Origin of the sequence: Allorhizobium ampelinum S4 (assembly GCF_000016285.1) — a bacterium.
Classification (GTDB): domain Bacteria; phylum Pseudomonadota; class Alphaproteobacteria; order Rhizobiales; family Rhizobiaceae; genus Allorhizobium; species Allorhizobium ampelinum.
In genome coordinates, this window is record NC_011988.1 from 722,324 (window position 1) to 739,195 (window position 16,872).

At 57.7% G+C, this 16,872-nt stretch carries 14 protein-coding genes and 1 riboswitch; of the genes, 8 read left to right on the forward strand and 6 right to left on the reverse strand.

Annotated features, from left to right (window positions below):
* Positions 1 to 4: 4 nt before the first annotated feature.
* The 4 genes from AVI_RS20345 to kdgD all read right to left on the reverse strand — a co-directional run bounded on the left by AVI_RS20345 (position 5) and on the right by kdgD (position 5,300).
* Positions 5 to 1,168 (reverse strand): ABC transporter permease, encoded by a 1,164-nt coding sequence (locus AVI_RS20345; RefSeq protein WP_012654021.1) that lies wholly within the window; start codon positions 1,166 to 1,168, stop codon positions 5 to 7.
* Positions 1,165 to 2,148, reverse strand: a complete 984-nt coding sequence (locus tag AVI_RS20350) for an ABC transporter permease (RefSeq protein ID WP_012654022.1) — start codon at positions 2,146 to 2,148, stop codon at positions 1,165 to 1,167. The genes AVI_RS20345 and AVI_RS20350 overlap by 4 nt, the downstream gene beginning before the upstream one ends.
* A 218-nt stretch (positions 2,149 to 2,366) precedes the next feature.
* Entirely contained in the window at positions 2,367 to 4,283 is a 1,917-nt protein-coding gene (locus tag AVI_RS20355) for an ABC transporter substrate-binding protein (RefSeq protein WP_012654023.1), read from the reverse strand.
* A gap of 111 nt (positions 4,284 to 4,394) precedes the next feature.
* Entirely contained in the window at positions 4,395 to 5,300 is a 906-nt protein-coding gene (gene kdgD / locus AVI_RS20360) for a 5-dehydro-4-deoxyglucarate dehydratase (protein ID WP_012654024.1), read from the reverse strand.
* A 210-nt stretch (positions 5,301 to 5,510) separates the two neighbouring features.
* Here kdgD and AVI_RS20365 point away from each other — a divergent pair, with 210 nt between their 5' ends.
* From AVI_RS20365 to AVI_RS20400, 8 genes are all read left to right on the forward strand, one after another.
* The gene (locus AVI_RS20365) at positions 5,511 to 6,251 is read left to right on the forward strand and encodes a FadR/GntR family transcriptional regulator (protein ID WP_012654025.1); all 741 of its coding nucleotides are present in this window, start codon (positions 5,511 to 5,513) and stop codon (positions 6,249 to 6,251) included.
* A gap of 82 nt (positions 6,252 to 6,333) precedes the next feature.
* Entirely contained in the window at positions 6,334 to 7,713 is a 1,380-nt protein-coding gene (locus tag AVI_RS20370; RefSeq protein WP_012654026.1) for a M20 family metallopeptidase, read from the forward strand.
* A 77-nt stretch (positions 7,714 to 7,790) separates the two neighbouring features.
* Complete coding sequence (locus tag AVI_RS20375; RefSeq protein ID WP_041698557.1) at positions 7,791 to 8,717, forward strand: ArsR/SmtB family transcription factor; 927 nt, start codon at positions 7,791 to 7,793, stop codon at positions 8,715 to 8,717.
* Between the two features lie 209 nt (positions 8,718 to 8,926).
* Positions 8,927 to 10,450, forward strand: coding sequence for an arabinosylfuranosidase ArfA (gene arfA / locus AVI_RS20380; RefSeq protein ID WP_012654028.1), 1,524 nt, complete (start codon positions 8,927 to 8,929; stop codon positions 10,448 to 10,450).
* Between the two features lie 47 nt (positions 10,451 to 10,497).
* Positions 10,498 to 11,598 (forward strand): ABC transporter ATP-binding protein, encoded by a 1,101-nt coding sequence (locus tag AVI_RS20385; protein ID WP_012654029.1) that lies wholly within the window; start codon positions 10,498 to 10,500, stop codon positions 11,596 to 11,598.
* 22 nt (positions 11,599 to 11,620) lie between these two features.
* Entirely contained in the window at positions 11,621 to 12,541 is a 921-nt protein-coding gene (locus AVI_RS20390) for a carbohydrate ABC transporter permease (protein ID WP_417883900.1), read from the forward strand.
* Positions 12,538 to 13,380: a carbohydrate ABC transporter permease gene (locus AVI_RS20395; protein WP_012654031.1), complete on the forward strand. Its 843-nt coding sequence runs from the start codon at positions 12,538 to 12,540 to the stop codon at positions 13,378 to 13,380. The genes AVI_RS20390 and AVI_RS20395 overlap by 4 nt, the downstream gene beginning before the upstream one ends.
* A gap of 72 nt (positions 13,381 to 13,452) precedes the next feature.
* Positions 13,453 to 14,769: an extracellular solute-binding protein gene (locus AVI_RS20400; RefSeq protein ID WP_041698951.1), complete on the forward strand. Its 1,317-nt coding sequence runs from the start codon at positions 13,453 to 13,455 to the stop codon at positions 14,767 to 14,769.
* Positions 14,770 to 14,818: 49 nt separating this feature from the next.
* Here the strand turns inward: AVI_RS20400 and AVI_RS20405 are convergent, their stop codons facing one another.
* Positions 14,819 to 15,295 (reverse strand): 6,7-dimethyl-8-ribityllumazine synthase, encoded by a 477-nt coding sequence (locus tag AVI_RS20405; RefSeq protein WP_012654033.1) that lies wholly within the window; start codon positions 15,293 to 15,295, stop codon positions 14,819 to 14,821.
* Between the two features lie 127 nt (positions 15,296 to 15,422).
* A riboswitch (FMN riboswitch) is annotated at positions 15,423 to 15,568 on the reverse strand.
* 223 nt (positions 15,569 to 15,791) lie between these two features.
* Positions 15,792 to 16,691, reverse strand: coding sequence for a LysR family transcriptional regulator (locus AVI_RS20410; protein ID WP_012654035.1), 900 nt, complete (start codon positions 16,689 to 16,691; stop codon positions 15,792 to 15,794).
* Between the last annotated feature and the right edge of the window lie 181 nt (positions 16,692 to 16,872).

Consider the following 16,872-nt stretch of genomic DNA (forward strand, 5'->3'; position numbering starts at 1 on the left):
TACCTCATGCATAGGGATCGGCTGCATCGCGCAGGCCGTCGCCAAGGAAGTTCAGGCTGAGGACTGCGACCACCACCGCCACACCGGGTGCCAATAGCCACGGTGCCTGGGTCAGCGCCCGCAGGTTTTGGGCATCCTGAAGCAGCACGCCCCAGCTGACGATGGGCGGTTGCAGGCCAAGGCCTAGGAAGCTTAGCGAGGTCTCCGCCAATATCATCGTCGGGATTGCCAGTGTCACGGCGGCGATGATGTGGCTGGTGAAGGACGGCATCATATGACGTCCGATCACCCGCATTTCGCTGGCGCCGTCCAGCCGTGCGGCGGTGACGAAATCCTCGGTGCGCAAGGACAGGAAACGACCTCGTACCACCCGCGCCATTTCTGTCCAGCCGATTAGCGAGAGAATGACCAGGATGACGAAATAGACCTTGAGCGACGACCAGTCCTTGGGCATGGCGGCGGCCAGCCCCAGCCATAGCGGAATGGTCGGAATGGAGCGGATAAACTCGATGGTGCGCTGGATGACGCTATCGATGATCCCGCCGAAATAGCCGGAGATGCCGCCCAGGACCAGGCCGATCACCAGGCTGAGAAACACACCGATCAGGCCAATCGACATGGAAATCCGTGTGCCATAGATGACGCGCGACAAGAGATCGCGGCCAAGCCGGTCGGCACCCAGAATATAGAAAGGCTTGGTATGATCGAGCGGGCCGATGAAGTGTAGATTGGTGGTGAACAGGCCCCACATGTCATAGCTTTCGCCACGGGCAAAAAACTCGATGGGGATGATCGCATTGTCATCCACCTGGAAAACCCGGGTGAAAGATTTGGGATCGACGACATTCTTGTAGCCCTTCACATGCGGCAGGAATTTGCCATCGTGAAACAGGCTGATCGGCTGCGGCGGCGCGAATGTATATTGCGGCTTGAAGGTTGTCGGCAGGGTTGGCGACAGGAACTCTGCGAAAATCGCCAGGAAATAGATCGCCGCCGTGGCGATCAGACCGATCATTGCCAGCTTGTGGCGGCGGAACTTGAACCACATCAACGCCCATTGCGAGGAGACCACCATGCGGTCGCCGGTCGTCTGATTGTCCAGCAAGGGTTCGTTCGGCGTGCCAGCGCCTGTCGTGGCTTGGGGCAGGGGGGAAGATGTTACGCTCATGTCAGACGAATCCTTGGATCGACGATGGCAAGCAGGATGTCGGACAGCAGCGTACCGACCAGGACCAGGCCACCGGTCATCAGCAGGAAGGCACCGGCCAGGTACATGTCCTGGGATTTCAGCGCCTGCAAAAGGAGAGGTCCGGCGGTGGGCAGGTTCATCACGGTGGACACGATCAACTCGCCGGAAATCAGGGTCGGCAATACCCAGCCGACGGTGGAAATGAACGGGTTGATGGCAACGCGCACCGGATACCGCAGGATCGCCCGCCGTTCTGGCAGCCCTTTGGCAAGGGCCGCTTCCACATAAGGCTTGCGCAATTCGTCAAGCAGATTGGCGCGCATGACGCGGATCAGCGCCGCCGTGCCGCTGGCCCCCAGGATGATCACGGGGATCCAGACATGCTTGAGAAAATCCCCGATTCGGGCCAGTGACCAGGGGGCATTGGCGAATTCCGGCGAGAATAACCCGCCGACGCTCTGGCCGAAGTGAATGGTCGCCACATACATCAGCAGGATGGCCAGCAGGAAATTCGGGATTGCCATGCCGATAAAGCCCAGCAGGGTGAAAAGGTAATCGCCCGGAGAATATTTGCGCACGGCGGAATAGATGCCGATCGGCAGGGCCGTCAGCCAGACGAACATCAGGGTGATGAAGGCGACCAGCGCTGTCATCCCCATCCGCTGCATCACCAATTGGCTGACAGGCTGGTTCCACTCGAAGGAATAGCCGAAATCGCCATGCATCACGCCGCCAATCCAGTGGACATATTGCAGCACGACCGGCTCGCCAATGCCATAGCGCTGGCGCAGGGTCTCCAACTGGGCAGGAGACATGGTATCGCCGGTTTCAGCCGCCTGGGCGGCCAGCGTCGAGACGAAATCGCCGGGCGGCAACTGGATCACCACGAAGGTCAGAAGCGAAATGGCAAACATCGCTGGGATCATGCCCAGCACGCGCAATGTGATGAACCGTAACATCGACGATCCTTTCCGGGGTCTTGCGTTCCTGTCCGTTGAGACCGGCAGGGGGAGGCGGTGTGACCAAAAGCTTTGTCTTCGGGGCGCCGGCCGAGCAGCGCAAGGTTGGGCAAGCGCCACACGGACGACGCCCCGAAGTCGGGAGGAGCTCACTTTGAGTTTGCCTTAGGAAAAGTGGAAACCGGCTTTCCCGAAAAGACAAACGAAAACAAAAGGCTCTAGTTTTGGATGAACCATTGCTCGGTATTGCTGGGTGCCGGGCTTGGGTAGACCCAGGAGGTCGGTGCATTGTTCATCACGTTGTGCAGGTTCTTGGCCTTGACGGCGAAGCCCGCCGGCGGTGTCGAAATCGCAATCGTGTAGAACTGGTCGGCGGCAATATCGAGAATCTGCTGGAACAGCGCCGTCTGCTTGGTCTGATCGGTGGTGCCCTTGATCTGGTTATACAGATCCCACTGTTTCTTGACCGGCTCCGGCGGCTCTTCTCCGCCTTGCATCTTCAGATAAGCCTTGCCCCAGGCGACCGCATAGTTGGATTCAATCGAGACCGGCATATAGAGGCGCGGATCAAGCAGGGCATCGACGCCATATCCTTCGCCGGTCCACAGTGCCACGTCATGGTCATTGTTGTTCTTGACCTCGTAAAACCGCGTGCGGTCCATCGATTGGAAGCGCGCATCGACACCAACAGCCTGCCAGTAGCGAATGACCAGTTCGGCAACATCGCCCCAGTTGGACAGCGCCGCAGGCGTGATGACGGTAAAGGTCAGGCGCTTGCCGTCAGGACGAAGCCGGAAGCCATCGGCATCCTTCTTGTCGAGGCCAATGCTGTCGAGCAGCTTGTTGGCCTTGTCAGGGTCGTAATCGAGATATTGATGCGCCAGCCGGTCATTGGCGTAGAGCGTGTTTTCGTTTGGCGCCACCTGTTTCGGCTGCGTCAGACCCAGATAAATCGCATCGATGACCGATTTGCGATCAATGGCGATGCTCATCGCCACCCGGAAGTCCTTGTTGCCGAAGATCTTGCGCATCTCCGGGTCCTTGTGGGTCATATTGAAGGCAAAGGACGTATCCGCACCCTGACCGGTAATCCGGTCGATCAACTCGTAACCACCCTTATCCGCGCCGTCGTTCAAGACCGGACGGTTCTGGTTCACGCCGATATGGCGTTCCTGATAGTTGATCTTGCCGGCAATCGCCGCCAGAAGCACGGTCTGCACATCCGAATTGACGCTATAGCGGGCGCCATCGAGATAAGGCAGCTGGTTGCCCGACGGATCGACCTTCCAGTAATAGGGATTGCGCTCAAACGTCACCTGCGTGGCGCCGGACACATAGGGGTCCTTGATCTTCCAGGGGCCGAGCACGGGCATATCAGGATTGCGCCAGCGCTGCGCCTGCTCGATTTCCAGCCCGCATTTATTGGTCAAATGCTCGACCCAGCCAGCATCCCCGGCATCCTTCGCCAGCTTTTCGGCATCGGGATTGAATTTCGGCATGAACTGGCTGCAATATTGCTTCGACATCAGCGTCAACTGCGTGCCGAAAACGCCCGCGACATTCATGATGAACAGGCCGTTCGGGCCGGAGAATTTGATGGTGACGCTGGTCGGGCTGTTGACGGTCGCTACCGGCAGCTTGCCGCCTACCAGCATCCAGGCGGGTTTGGCCGGAAACAGCTTGTCGTCGGGAAGTACGTCATTGACCATGAAGGCGATGTCTTCAGCGGTGAAATCCATGCCGTTCGACCATTTCATGCCCTTGCGCAATTCGAAGGTGAAGGTCGTGGCGTCATCGCTGGCTTTGTAGGAGGTGGCGACGTTGGGAATGATCTTGCCGGACCATTCACGGTCCCAAGCCATCAGCGGCTCGTAGCCGGTCAGTTTAGCGAGCGCGTTGCGGTCATTGCCGCCCACCAATCCGCCGGTCTGGTAACCACCATAGACGCCGACCCGGTCCACCATGTCCTCGACGCGCGGATTTTCCGGCAGACGTTTTTCGACCGGCGGCAATTTGCCTTCCTTGACCAGCGCATCAAGCTGCGGCGCCTGATGATAGTCCTGGGCAATCGCCATGACCGGCATGCCCACCAGTGCGGCAAGCGCCACTGTGGCAAGCAGTTTTCTGGTCTTCATCGTATTTTCCTCCCGAAAAGATATTTTTATGATGGGCTGAAGTCGCTTCGCTGCATTTGCCAGCCGAAAAGAATAGACGCTCCCGGGTCTATTCTTTTCGTCAGTTGTTTCTCACTGCTTCCAGGGTTCGATCAGCCCGGCCAGAATATCCACTTCTTGCGAGGTCAAATCCGTCAGGGGCGGGCGCACCGAACCGGCGGCAAAGCCCTGAAGGCGAACGCCCGCCTTGATGGCCGCGACCGCATAGCCCTTTTGGCGACTGCGCAAGTCCATGAAGGGGAAGAAGAACCGGTTGAGAATGTTTTCGCAGGTCGCCCGGTCGCCAGCCCGCAGCGCCTTGTAGAAGTCGCAGGCCAGTTGCGGCACGAAATTGAAGACAGCCGACGAATAGGTGGAGAAACCCGCACCCAGATAGGCCTCGGCAAACAATTCCGCCGTTGGCATGCCGCCGATATAGGTCAGCCGGTCGCCCAGCGTCGCGGTGATGCGGCGCACCAGGCCAAGTTCTCCGGTACCGTCCTTGAAACCGATCAGATTGGGGCAGTCATCGGCCAGGCGCTGGATGGTTTCGGTCTGAAGCACGCAATTGTCGCGGTTGTAGACGGTGACGCCAAAGCCAACCGCATCACAGACCGCCTTGACATGGGCATAGAGGCCCGCCTGCGGCGCATCGATCAGATATTGCGGCAGCAGAAGAATGCCATCGCCCCCAGCCTTTTCGATGCCCTTGGCAATTTCCACGGCAACCCTCGTGCCACCGCCGCAGCCACCCACGATAGGCACGCCATTCGATGCCGCCTTGGCGGTGGCAACAATATTTGGAATTTCATCCGGCGACAGCGAGAACATTTCGCCGGTGCCGCCAGCGGCAAACAGTACCGTCGCGTCATAGCCCGAAAGCCAATCGATATGCGCGCCATAGACATCCGGGTTGAACTCGCCCTTGTCATCGAAAGGGGTTACGGGAAAGGACAGCAAGCCTGCGCCCAGTGCACGTTTCAGTTCATTCGGTTCCATGGTCCGCCTCTCCTGCGTTCAACTGCTCCGTGCCACACGATCTTCTTCGCGAAAGACTTGAACGGGCACCTATCCTCGTGCTTTATAATGACTGCAACCTGGTCATATCATGATTTCATGTGAAGTCATATTATGATTTAAAATGCCTGTCCAGTCGAATTCCGTTCAAGATTTGCCCAAAACCCGACTTGCACCTTTATGGAGATTTCCATGGCCAAAGCCCCATCGCCGAATGAAGCACAGCGCAAGCCAAGGCTGGCCGAAAGCGTCATCGAAGCCTTGCGTGCCGATATCGTCGGCGGACGGCTGGCGCTCGGCACGCAATTGCCGACCGAGCCGGGGCTGATCGAGCGGTTCGGGGTCAGCCGCACGGTGATCCGCGAGGCCTTGGCCGAGCTACGGGCTGCTGGCCTTGTCGATGCCCGCCAGGGCAAGGGCGTGTTCGTTGTTGATGACCTGCCCGGACAGGAATTGCGCCTCAGCACGGAAGAGCAGCGGAGCATTCCTAAAACCCTGGAAATGCTGGAATTCAGGGTGGCGATCGAGACGGAAGCCGCAGCACTTGCCGCCGTGCGCCGCTCTTCGGCGCAGGAATATGAGATCCGGGCGGCCAATGAGGTGATGGCGGATCTTGTTGCTGAAAAAGCGCCGACCTCCAAGGCGGATTTCGATTTTCACCTGGCCATCGCCCGGGCCACCAATAACAGCTATTATCTGAGCGCCTTGCAAAGCTTTGGTCCGCAGGCCATTCCGCGCTCCAACTTGCCCAACCTGGCCTCTTCACGCAGCGAAACCTATCTTTCGCAAGTGGTGGAGGAGCATGGTCGGATTGCCGACGCCATTTCCGGTCAGGACCCGCAGGGTGCACGCGCCGCGATGCGCGAGCATATCGAGAAATCCCAGGAGCGGCATCGGGCGCTGGCCCGGAATCTGCGCAAGGAGGGCGGCTGAGGCGCATTGATATTTGCGCTTCTGCTTGCCTATCCTCTATGGTCTTGGCATTGCGTCGCAAAATAATCAAAAGGCAGGTTTTATGACCAGAGAGATCTTCATCCGCAATGCGTCCGATTATGCGCTGGGCGGCAAGCTGGCCAAGGATCTGGCTCAGCTTATCGCACGCCGCTCGGTCAGCCAGTCGGAAGGCAGACCAGAGGATCTGCAAGCCTATCTGGTGCAGGATATTCAGCCGCTGCTGTCATCGCTTGGCTTTGCTACGGAGATTTTCGCCAATCCGCGAGAGAACGGCGCACCGCTTTTGATCGCCAGCCTGATCGAGGACGGCAGCCTGCCGACCGTGCTGATCTATGGGCATGGCGATGTCTGTAATGGCGAGGCGCATCGCTGGCGCGAAGGGCTAGACCCTTTCGTGCTGAATCAGGAGGAGGATAAGCTCTACGGGCGCGGCACGGCGGATAACAAGATCCAGCATCTCATCAATATCAAGGCGCTGGAACTGATTTTGAAGGAGCAGGGAAAGCTCGGCTTTAACGTCAAGATCATCATGGAAATGGCCGAGGAAACCGGCTCCTACGGTTTGCGTGAGTTTTTCCAGACCAAGCGCGAAGTCCTTGCCGCCGATGTGCTGATCGCATCCGACGGGCCGCGATTGGCCGCCGATACGCCGACCATGTTCATGGGCTCACGCGGCGGCTTTGCCTTCAACCTTGTCGTCAACCTGCGCGACGGCGATCATCATTCCGGCAATTTCGGTGGATTGCTGGCCGATCCGGCGATCATTCTCGCCCATGCCATCGCCACGATTGTTGATGCGCGGGGCCAGATCCAGATCCCGGAATGGCTGCCGACCAGCCTGACCCCTGACATTCGCGCTGCCCTCAAGGACCTGCCGTCCCGCAAGCATGACGCGGACTGGGGTCAAGCGGATCTGACGCCGTCCGAGCGGGTCTTCGGCTGGAATTCCATGGCGGTTCTGGCCATCTCCTCGGGCAATATCGAGGCGCCGCAAAATGCCATTGCCGGATCGGCGCGGGCCACCTGCCAACTGCGGTTCGTGGTGGGAACGGATATGGAGGGCATTCTGCCTGCCCTGCGCCGCCATCTGGATGCCCATGGTTTCCCCATGGTGGCGGTGGAGCCAGCCCGTGGCGAGGCCTTCCGCGCCACCCGGTTTTCCCCCGATCATCCCTGGGTGCGGTTTGTCGAGCAATCCATAGCCCGCACCAGTGGAAAGCCTGTGCATGTTCTGCCCAATCTGGCGGGGTCGCTGCCCAATGATGCCTTTACCGACATTCTTGGCCTGCCGACCATCTGGATTCCCCATTCCCATGCCGAATGCGGTCAGCACGGACCGAACGAGCACGCTCTTCTGTCCATTGCTGAAGAGGGCATGCGATTGATGACGGGCCTGTTCCTGGATATTGGCGAACAGGCTGCCGCGTTGAAATCCGTTTGAGACTTTGGGCCAGTTGATTGCATCAGGAATTCTGATATTCATTCGTGAAACGCCTTGTTTTCGGATGAATATCAGCAATGAGCAGAAATTTTCTTGTGATCGACCCGGAAGACGGCATGGCGGTTCTGAAAGGGCTGGCCTCGCCATTGCGGATCGCAATGCTCAAGCTATTGCATGACAAGGGGGCGATGAATGTCAATGACATCGCTGCCGAACTGTCGCTGCCGCAATCCACCGTCTCCACCAATCTTCAGGTTCTGGAAGACGCGGGGTTGATCCGCACCGAGAGCCAGAAGGCCCGCAAGGGCAGCCAGAAGATCTGCTATCCGACTGCCGAGGAGGTATTGGTTGTCTTCAAGAGCGAGCGGCGTAAGATCGATGCCCATGCCATCGAAGTCGCGATGCCGATCGGGCTTTATACCAGCTATGAGGTGACGGCACCCTGTGGTCTGTGTTCGCCCGACGGAATCATTGGCTTGCTGGACGTCCCCAATACCTTCCTTGATCCGGAACGGATGAAAGCCGGGCTGATCTGGTTCACCAGAGGCTATGTGGAATATCAATTCCCCAACAATGCCAAGCTATCCGGCAGCGCGATCCGCGAAATCGAGATTGCCATGGAGTTGAGTTCGGAAGTACCCGGCACCAGTGCTGACTGGCCATCCGACATCACTTTGTCGATCAATGGCACGGATGTCGGAACATGGACCTCTCCCGGCGATTTCGGTGACAAGCGCGGTGTTTATACGCCCGACTGGTGGAAGCTGAAGGGCTCCCAATACGGCAAGCTGAAGAATTGGCGAATTTCATCAGAGGGCACGTTCGTTGATGGCGTCAAGATTTCCTCCATCGATCTCAATGCTATCGATCTGCTGGCCCATCATTCCATCCGGGTGCGGATTGGTGTGCGCGATGATGCGCGCCATCCCGGTGGCATCAACATTTTCGGACGCGGATTTGGCAATTACGACCAGGATATCGTGCTCCGTATCCGAACAGAGTGAATATCAGCGTTGGTGATTGAAAGGTTTTCGGCGCGAATACCGACCGTCATGCCGTTGTCATATTGTTGTCATTGCGATTTTGCTGTGTTGCAGCATTGATTTCCATGTCTTTTAGGTCGTTTTTCAGCTTGACGCTTTGTCAAAATCGCTATTTTATATCCGATAAGATGGTTTAAATCATTGTATTGGATATATATAGGGAGGATGACATGAAGGCGACCGTTCTGGCGCATGCCGATTTCAGCATTGCGGAGATTGATCCACGGCTCTACGGCTCCTTCATAGAGCATCTGGGCCGGGCGGTTTACACCGGTATTTATGAACCCGATCACCCAAGCGCCGATGAAAACGGCATGCGCCGCGATGTCATCGATCTGGTGCGGGAGTTGAACGTGCCGATTGTCCGTTATCCCGGCGGCAATTTCGTTTCGGCCTATAATTGGGAAGACGGCATTGGCCCCAAAAATCAGCGCCCGGTTCGGCTTGATCTCGCCTGGCATACCTCCGAGAGCAATGAGGTTGGCCTTCACGAGTTTGCCGATTGGTGCACCTCTGTCGGCACGGAGATGATGCTGGCCGTCAATCTCGGGTCGCGCGGGCTGGATGAGGCGCGCAATTTTCTGGAATATGCCAATCATTCCGGCGGCAGCTATTGGAGCGATCTGCGCATCAGCAATGGCAGGCCCCAGCCTTTCGATGTGAAGCTCTGGTGCCTGGGCAATGAAATGGACGGCCCTTGGCAGATCGGCCACAAATCCGCGGATGAATATGGCCGGCTTGCCCACGAGACAGCGAAGGCCATGCGGACCTTCGATAAATCGCTGGAACTGGTGGTCTGCGGTTCGTCCAATGCCAAGATGCCGAGCTATCCGCAATGGGAAGCGACCGTTCTCGACCATACCTATAATGAGGTCGATTATATTTCCCTGCATATGTATTTTGACAACAAGGCAGGCGATACGCCCAATTATCTCGCCCAGAACAAGAAGCTGGATGATTATATCGTCTCGGTATCGGGCGTGATTGATTTCATCAAGGCCAAGAAACGCTCTTCCAAGAATGTCTATATTTCCTTTGATGAATGGAATGTCTGGTATCATTCCAACGAACAGGACAAGGCAATCCTCCAGGGCAATGACGGTTGGCCCTTCGCGCCGCCATTGTTGGAAGACATCTATAATTTCGAGGATGTGTTGCAGGTCGGGCTGATTATCAACACTTTCATCCGCCGTTCCAACGTGGTGCGCATCGCCTGCCTGGCGCAATTGGTCAATGTGATCGCGCCAATCATGACGGCGCCGGGCGGTCCAGCCTGGCGGCAGACGATTTTCTATCCGTTCCTGTTCGCCTCGGTGCATGGCCGTGGCACGGCGCTGGATCTCAGGGTGAAAAGCCCGACCTATACGGCGTCTGCCGTCGGTGAGGTCGACAGTCTCGACATTGCCGCCGTGCATGACACGGCGGATGGCTCGATTGCTTTCTTCGTCGTCAATCGTTCAGAGGCGGCCATCGAGACCACATTCGATTTGCAGGGGTTTGGCACCGCGCCATCTATCGCCGATTATCAGGTGATGACCCATGCCGATTTGAAGGCGGTCAATACGCAGGAGCGGATGACGGAGGTTGCGCCACGCCCCGGCGAGGGGCTGGTTATCGACGGCACAAGCCTGACGACGTCGTTTCCGGCGCTGTCCTACCAGATGATCCGGGTGAAGGTTCGGGATGTCTCCTAGGGGCATGGATAATTCCTGACCTTGCTAAACCTGGGAGGAGGATAGCGATGACGGCACAGATCGAAATCAGCAATGTCAGCAAGACCTACGGTGCTATGACCGTGCTGGATGGCTTGTCGCTGTCCATTCCGGCCCATGAATTCGTGGTCTTCCTCGGTCCGTCCGGCTGCGGAAAATCGACTTTGCTGCGGATGATCGCCGGGCTTGAAAGCGTCGATGACGGTGAAATCCGCATCAATGGCGAGCGGATTGACGGACTGCCGCCTGGTCAGCGTGACGTGGCTATGGTATTTCAATCCTATGCGCTCTATCCGCATATGACCGTGCGCCAGAACATGGCCTTCGGGCTTGAGAATATTCAGGTTTCCCGATCGGTCATTGATGCGCGCATTGCCGAAGCCGCGCGGATGCTGGAAATCGATCATCTGCTGGAGCGCAAGCCGGGGCAGCTTTCCGGCGGCCAGCGCCAGCGCGTGGCGATCGGCCGGGCGGTGGTAAAGGAGCCCAAAGCCTTCCTGTTTGATGAGCCGCTCTCCAATCTGGATGCCGCGCTGCGCACTCGCACCCGGATCGAGTTAGCGCAATTGCATCAACGGCTGCGCTCGACGATGATTTTCGTCACCCATGATCAGACCGAAGCGATGACGCTGGCCGACAGGATCGTGGTGATGAACAATCGTCGCATCGAGCAGATTGGCACGCCGATGCAGATCTATGAGCGCCCGGCTACCCGCTTCGTGGCGGGTTTCGTCGGGTCGCCGGCGATGAATTTTCTCGATGTTACGGGTTTTTCTCCCGGCAAATCCGGCATGGTGGCCACCTGCGGTCAGAGCCTGCGTATCGAAACCCATATCGATCCGGCCAATGCGGTGTCGGCGGTGACGCTCGGTATTCGCGCCGAGGCGGTTCACGTCACGCCTCCTGAGGGCGGCGACGTTGATGGCACTATCGATGTGCTGGAGCGTCTGGGTGATCGGACACTGATCTATACACGATTGGCGGATGGCCAAAGTGTGGTGGCCGCAACGGCGGGTCAGACGCGCCTGAAAATCGGCGATCGCATTGGCCTTGGTTTTGACGGTGAAAAAGCCCATCTGTTCGATGCGGATGGAACCGCCCGGCATGCGGAGGCGCTCTCTGATGGCTGACCGCTCTTCTGTTCCGCCAGGTATGGGCCTGCCGGATGTGAGCCTGCGCCGCCGTTCAGCCCCTGCGTCGATGAGCATCCATGCTCCGCGCTGGAGCCATGCGTTATTCGTGGCGCCTTACCTGACATTTTTCGCCACGCTTCTGGTTTTTCCGCTGATCTGGGGCATTTGGCTGAGTTTCCATAAGGCCGATATGTTTTCGAGCGGGCGGTTCGTCGGCTTTGATAATTATCTACGGCTGTTTCGCGATACCGTTTTCATCCAGTCGATCTGGAATACCTTCTATTTCGTGGCATTGACGGTGCCGACGCTGGCGGTGCTCGGGCTATTTCTGGCGCTGGCGCTCAACCGGCAGACGCGGACGGCGGCGGTTCTGCGAACCCTGTTCTTTGCTTCTTCGGTTCTGTCCGTCACCATCGTCACGCTGGTCTGGCGGATTGTGTTCATTCCGCAGGTCGGCTTGCTGGCCACCATTTTCGGCTGGTTTGGCGCAACAGCGCCCGCCGCCCTCTCCGATCCCGATCTGGCGATGATTGCGATTGCCATTGCCACCGTCTGGTGGTGCCTTGGCCTGCCGATGATGCTGTTTCTGTCGGCTTTGCAGCAAATCCCCGGCGATATCTATGAGGCGGCGGCGCTTGATAATGCCAGCCGCTGGCGGACACTGACGGCCATTACCCTGCCATCCATCAAGCGGACATTCCTCCTGGTGATCATCATTCAGATTGTCTTGCAATTCCAGCTGTTTGGCCAGGCGCTGTTGATGACGCGGGGAGGGCCGAACAATGCGACCCGCCCCATCGTTCTCTATATCTATGAAGTCACCTTCCGCCGCTGGGATCTTGGTCTCGGGGCCGCAGCCTCCGAAATCCTTTTCATCCTGATCCTGCTCGCCGCCATGGCGCAATATCTGATCACCAGACGTAAAGGAGACGCGGCATGAGCGGCTTTTCCTCTTCTCACAGCAAGCTTGGCGACCGGATCGTCCTTGGGCTGGTCGTGCTGTTATCTCTCGTGATGCTTTTGCCCATTCTCTGGGTGATCGGATTGTCGCTGAAGGAAAACAGTGTGCTGATGGCCGACCCCAATTCGGTGTTTCATCCACCTTATATCATTGGCAATTATATCAATATCCTGCAAACGTCCTCGGTGTTTCGCTGGATCCTCAACAGCCTGATCGTTTCGATCAGCCTGACCATCGGCACGCTGATCCTGTCGTCGCTGGCTGGTTACGGCTTTGCCCGGCTGAATTTTCCGGGCCGAGACGTGCTGTTCGTGATCGTTCTGTTCGGGCTCGCGGTGCCGGAGCAGGCGGTTCTGGTTGCCCGGCACCAGATTTTCAGCATGTTGAGCCTGCACAATACCTATCCGGGCCTTGTGCTGCCCGGCCTATCCAGCGCTTTCGGCGTCTTTTTGATGACGCAATATTTCCGGGCCATCCCGCGCGATCTGGATGAGGCGGCCCTTCTGGACAATGCCAGCCGGTTCCGGATCTTCTGGAAAGTGCTTTTGCCTCTGACGCTGCCCGCCCAGGCGACGCTTGGCATTTTCACGTTTCTGGCGTCCTGGAACGACTATTTCTGGCCGCTGATTTCGGCATCCAGAAAGGACATGTATACGCTGACAGTGGGGCTTGCCTCGACCCAGACCAATTTCGGCCAGTCCGAAGGCCTGGGCTTCCTGATGGCGCAGGCGGTGTTTGCTGGAGCGCCTATCCTTATCATCTATCTGTTTTTCCAAAAATATATCGTCACGGCGGTGTCGGGGGCAGCCGTTCGGTAGCGTTTGCCCTGACATTACAAGAAACACGTGGGAGGAGAGACCATGAAAGCGACGCCAATCAAATCGAGGATCATGAAACTGATGCGCACCACCATTCCGGTGGTGGCACTGATGATGGGCCATGCCGCCTTCGCGGCGGAGCCTGTGGAACTGAACGTCCAAAGGTTCTTCGGCGCCTGCGATGCCGAATATGGCAGCAATACAGACGTCAGCAAATCGGTCGGCGAATGTGGGATCATGACCTCGCTGATCAACAAGTTCAACGCCGATAATCCCGACATCCATGTGTCGGTGGCGACTGTGGAATGGCCGGGCTATGACCAGCTCAACGCGCAATTTGCCTCCAACGATCCGCCTGACATCGTCACGATCCATGAATCGGCCTTGTCGGATTATCAGTCCAAAAACCTTATCATGCCGCTGGACGAGCTTTTGGCCACCCAAGGCATCAAGCCTGAAACCTTTACCGAGGCGGCGCGGCAGGGCGCGACCAAGGACGGCAAGTTCTATGGATTGCCGATCGACAGCTGGACCATGCTCTACCATATCAATATGGATCTGTTTAAGCAGGCGGGTCTCGTCAATGCCGATGGCACACCGATCCTGCCGAAATCCCCGGAAGAGCTTCTGGCCCAGGCCGAACAGTTCAAGCAGAAGACCGGCAAGCCTTATTTCGTGCAGAATCTTGCCAATGAGACGGCGCTCTACATGCGCAATCTCTATACCTACCTGTTCCAGCAAAACTCTGATTTCTTCGCCGATCCAACCCATATCAAGCTCGACACGCCTGAGGCCAAGCGGGTGGTGGAGATGTACCGAACCATCTTTGCCAAGGGCTATACCACCAAGGACATGGATTACGGCGCCTCGATCACTGCCTTTCTGGCCGGTGCCGGCGGTGTTCATCTGAACGGCACCTGGATGATTGGCGATTATAATGCCTCGGCTGCCAAACCGGGCACGGCGCTGAACAAGGGCGGTTATGCCGTCTATCCCTATCCGCAATTGTTTTCCGGCGATCACGCGCAGTTTGCCGATGGTCATACCTGGGCTGTTTCCGTCAAGGACCGGACGCCCGAACAGACCAAGGCCGTGGCGCGGTTCCTGAAATTCTTCGTCGACAATGATTTCGATTGGTCGCGCACCGGCCACCTGCCATCCGTGCAGGCTGTGCTGAACTCTGATGCCTTCAAGGCCCTGCCGCACCGCGACACGGTGTCTGATATTGCCCAGCTTGGGCGGCCACTGCCGTCGCAAGTGCAGCGCCAGTTCCCGATCCAGGACATTATCGGCGAAGAAATGAGCGCTGCGGTGACCGGTCAGAAGGATGTCGACGCGGCCTTGAAGGATGCCCAAAGCCGGGTGAATGACCTGCTTGGCAATCTGTAAAAACAAGATAGGTGAGCGCCCAAAGCCAAAAGCTTTGGGCGCTGCTATTTTACAGTGCCGATACCAGCACGTCTGCGCGCGCTGCCAAAATGGCCTTGCAGGCCGTGGCGGCCTCCTTGCCCTTGATGACGAAATGCTCCCTGAAGAAGGCGATATGCGCCTCGCTTTCCTGGAAATTGTGGGGTGTCAGTACGGCCGAAAGCACCGGCACCTCGGTATCGAGCTGCACGCGCATCATGCCGTCCAAGACGGTGGCGGCCACGAAATCATGGCGGTAAATGCCACCATCCACCACCAGCGCACAGCCGAGGATGGCGCGGTATTGTCCGGTTTTGGCAAGCGTCTGGGCATGAAGAGGGATTTCCAAGGCGCCCGGCACATCGACAATGTCGATCTCGGCGGCGGTGCCGCCAAGCGCCTGCCATTCGGCGACGAAGGCGTTTACGCATTGATCAACGATCCCGGCATGCCAGCGGGCGCGGATGACGGCAATACGGTTTGGTTCAAGTCTTGCTGCGATAGTCATGTCTCTGCCTTTCAAGGGTCAGCCAAACAGAGTTGGCTGGAACACCGCACGGAGGCGGCAAATTTTCCCTTGGGCGAACAGCAGGGCACACCCGTTCGGGAGACGGATCTCCGCTGGGGTATTTCCTGCATGCTCTCTTCCATCCGGACTATACCGTCGGCTCCGGCATCGCACCGGATCTGCTGACCTCCCAGGTTGCCCTGAAAGCGCTCGCGGGCTCCGGGCAAGCCCGATACCGCCGGTGGGGAATTTCACCCCGCCCTGAGAACAGTTATAACATAGAATTGAAGTTGCAGAAATTGCAAGGCCGTTTTTCTCATTATTCGGTAGGTTAGTGGTCCGATTCCGACATTTGCCTCCGTTTGCAGCACCCTCGAGAGCAAATGTCGGAATTTTCAGGACCACGAGCAGGTCTCTGTTTCTAGTGGAATTTAAGAATTTGACATTTGATCCTCGAGGGTGCGGCAAGGGGGTATCAAATGTCAAATTCATTCCACTAGCGTCTGTCGGCCGCGGTTTCTTCCAATATCCAGTCTCGAAACGCCTGCAAAGGTGGGTGTGAACCACGTTCATTCGGCCAGACGAGATAATAGGCCTCCGTGCTTTGCATCGGCCGGTCGATGGCCTTGACCAGGCGACCGGAGGCCATTTCCTCTTCGATCAGGAATTCAGGCAGCAGCGCGACGCCAAGTCCTGCCATCGCGGCTTGAGCGGCTGTCGCAAACTGGTCGAACAACATGCCGCGCACCTGGTCGGATTGCACGTCATTGCTGGCAAGCCAGCGTTCCCAGGCATCGGGGCGGGTGGTGAGATGAAGAAGAGGGGCCTGGCGCAGATCCAGCGGTGTCTGAAACCGGTAGGTGTCGCGCAACTCAGGGCTACAGGCGGGAATGACGGTTTCAGAGCGCAGCAGCGACATTTCCGCGCCCTGCCAATCGGCCAGACCGAAGTGAATGGCAGCATCGACCGGTTCCAGCCGGAAATCGAAATAGGAAAGCTTGGTGACGAGATTGATGGTGATGCCGGGGTGGCGGCTGAGAAATCCCGGCAGGCGCGGGGCCAGCCATCGAGTGCCGAAGGTGGGCAGGATGGCGAGATTGAGCGTCCCTCCGAACGGATTGGCCTTCAGCGTTAGCGATGCGGTGCTGATAATCCGCAGCGCATCGCGGATTTCGCGGGCATAGATATTGCCGCCTGCCGTCAGCCGGATCGTCTGGCGTTCACGGTGAAACAACTCGACGCCGAGCTGTTCCTCCAGCGCCTTGATCTGCCGGCTGACCGCGCTTTGCGTCAGGCTCAATTCCCGCGCTGCCGCCGTGACGCTGCCGGTGCGGGCCGCGGCCTCAAAAGCCGAAAGAAGATGCAGGGATGGCAGGAAACGGCGGGGACTTTGCATGGAGGCTCCGGGTATCACCAGATCAGATGAGAATATGAGATCGTCTTCTATAGGCGGTCTTTTGCCTGAGGTCATTCCATTTGGGAAAGAACTCTTGCAGAAACATCGATAATTGCGCACTGGCGGACTGGTTCAGCACTTGCTAGTGTTTTGGCAGAATAATTGCTGCCGTTTTGCCCGG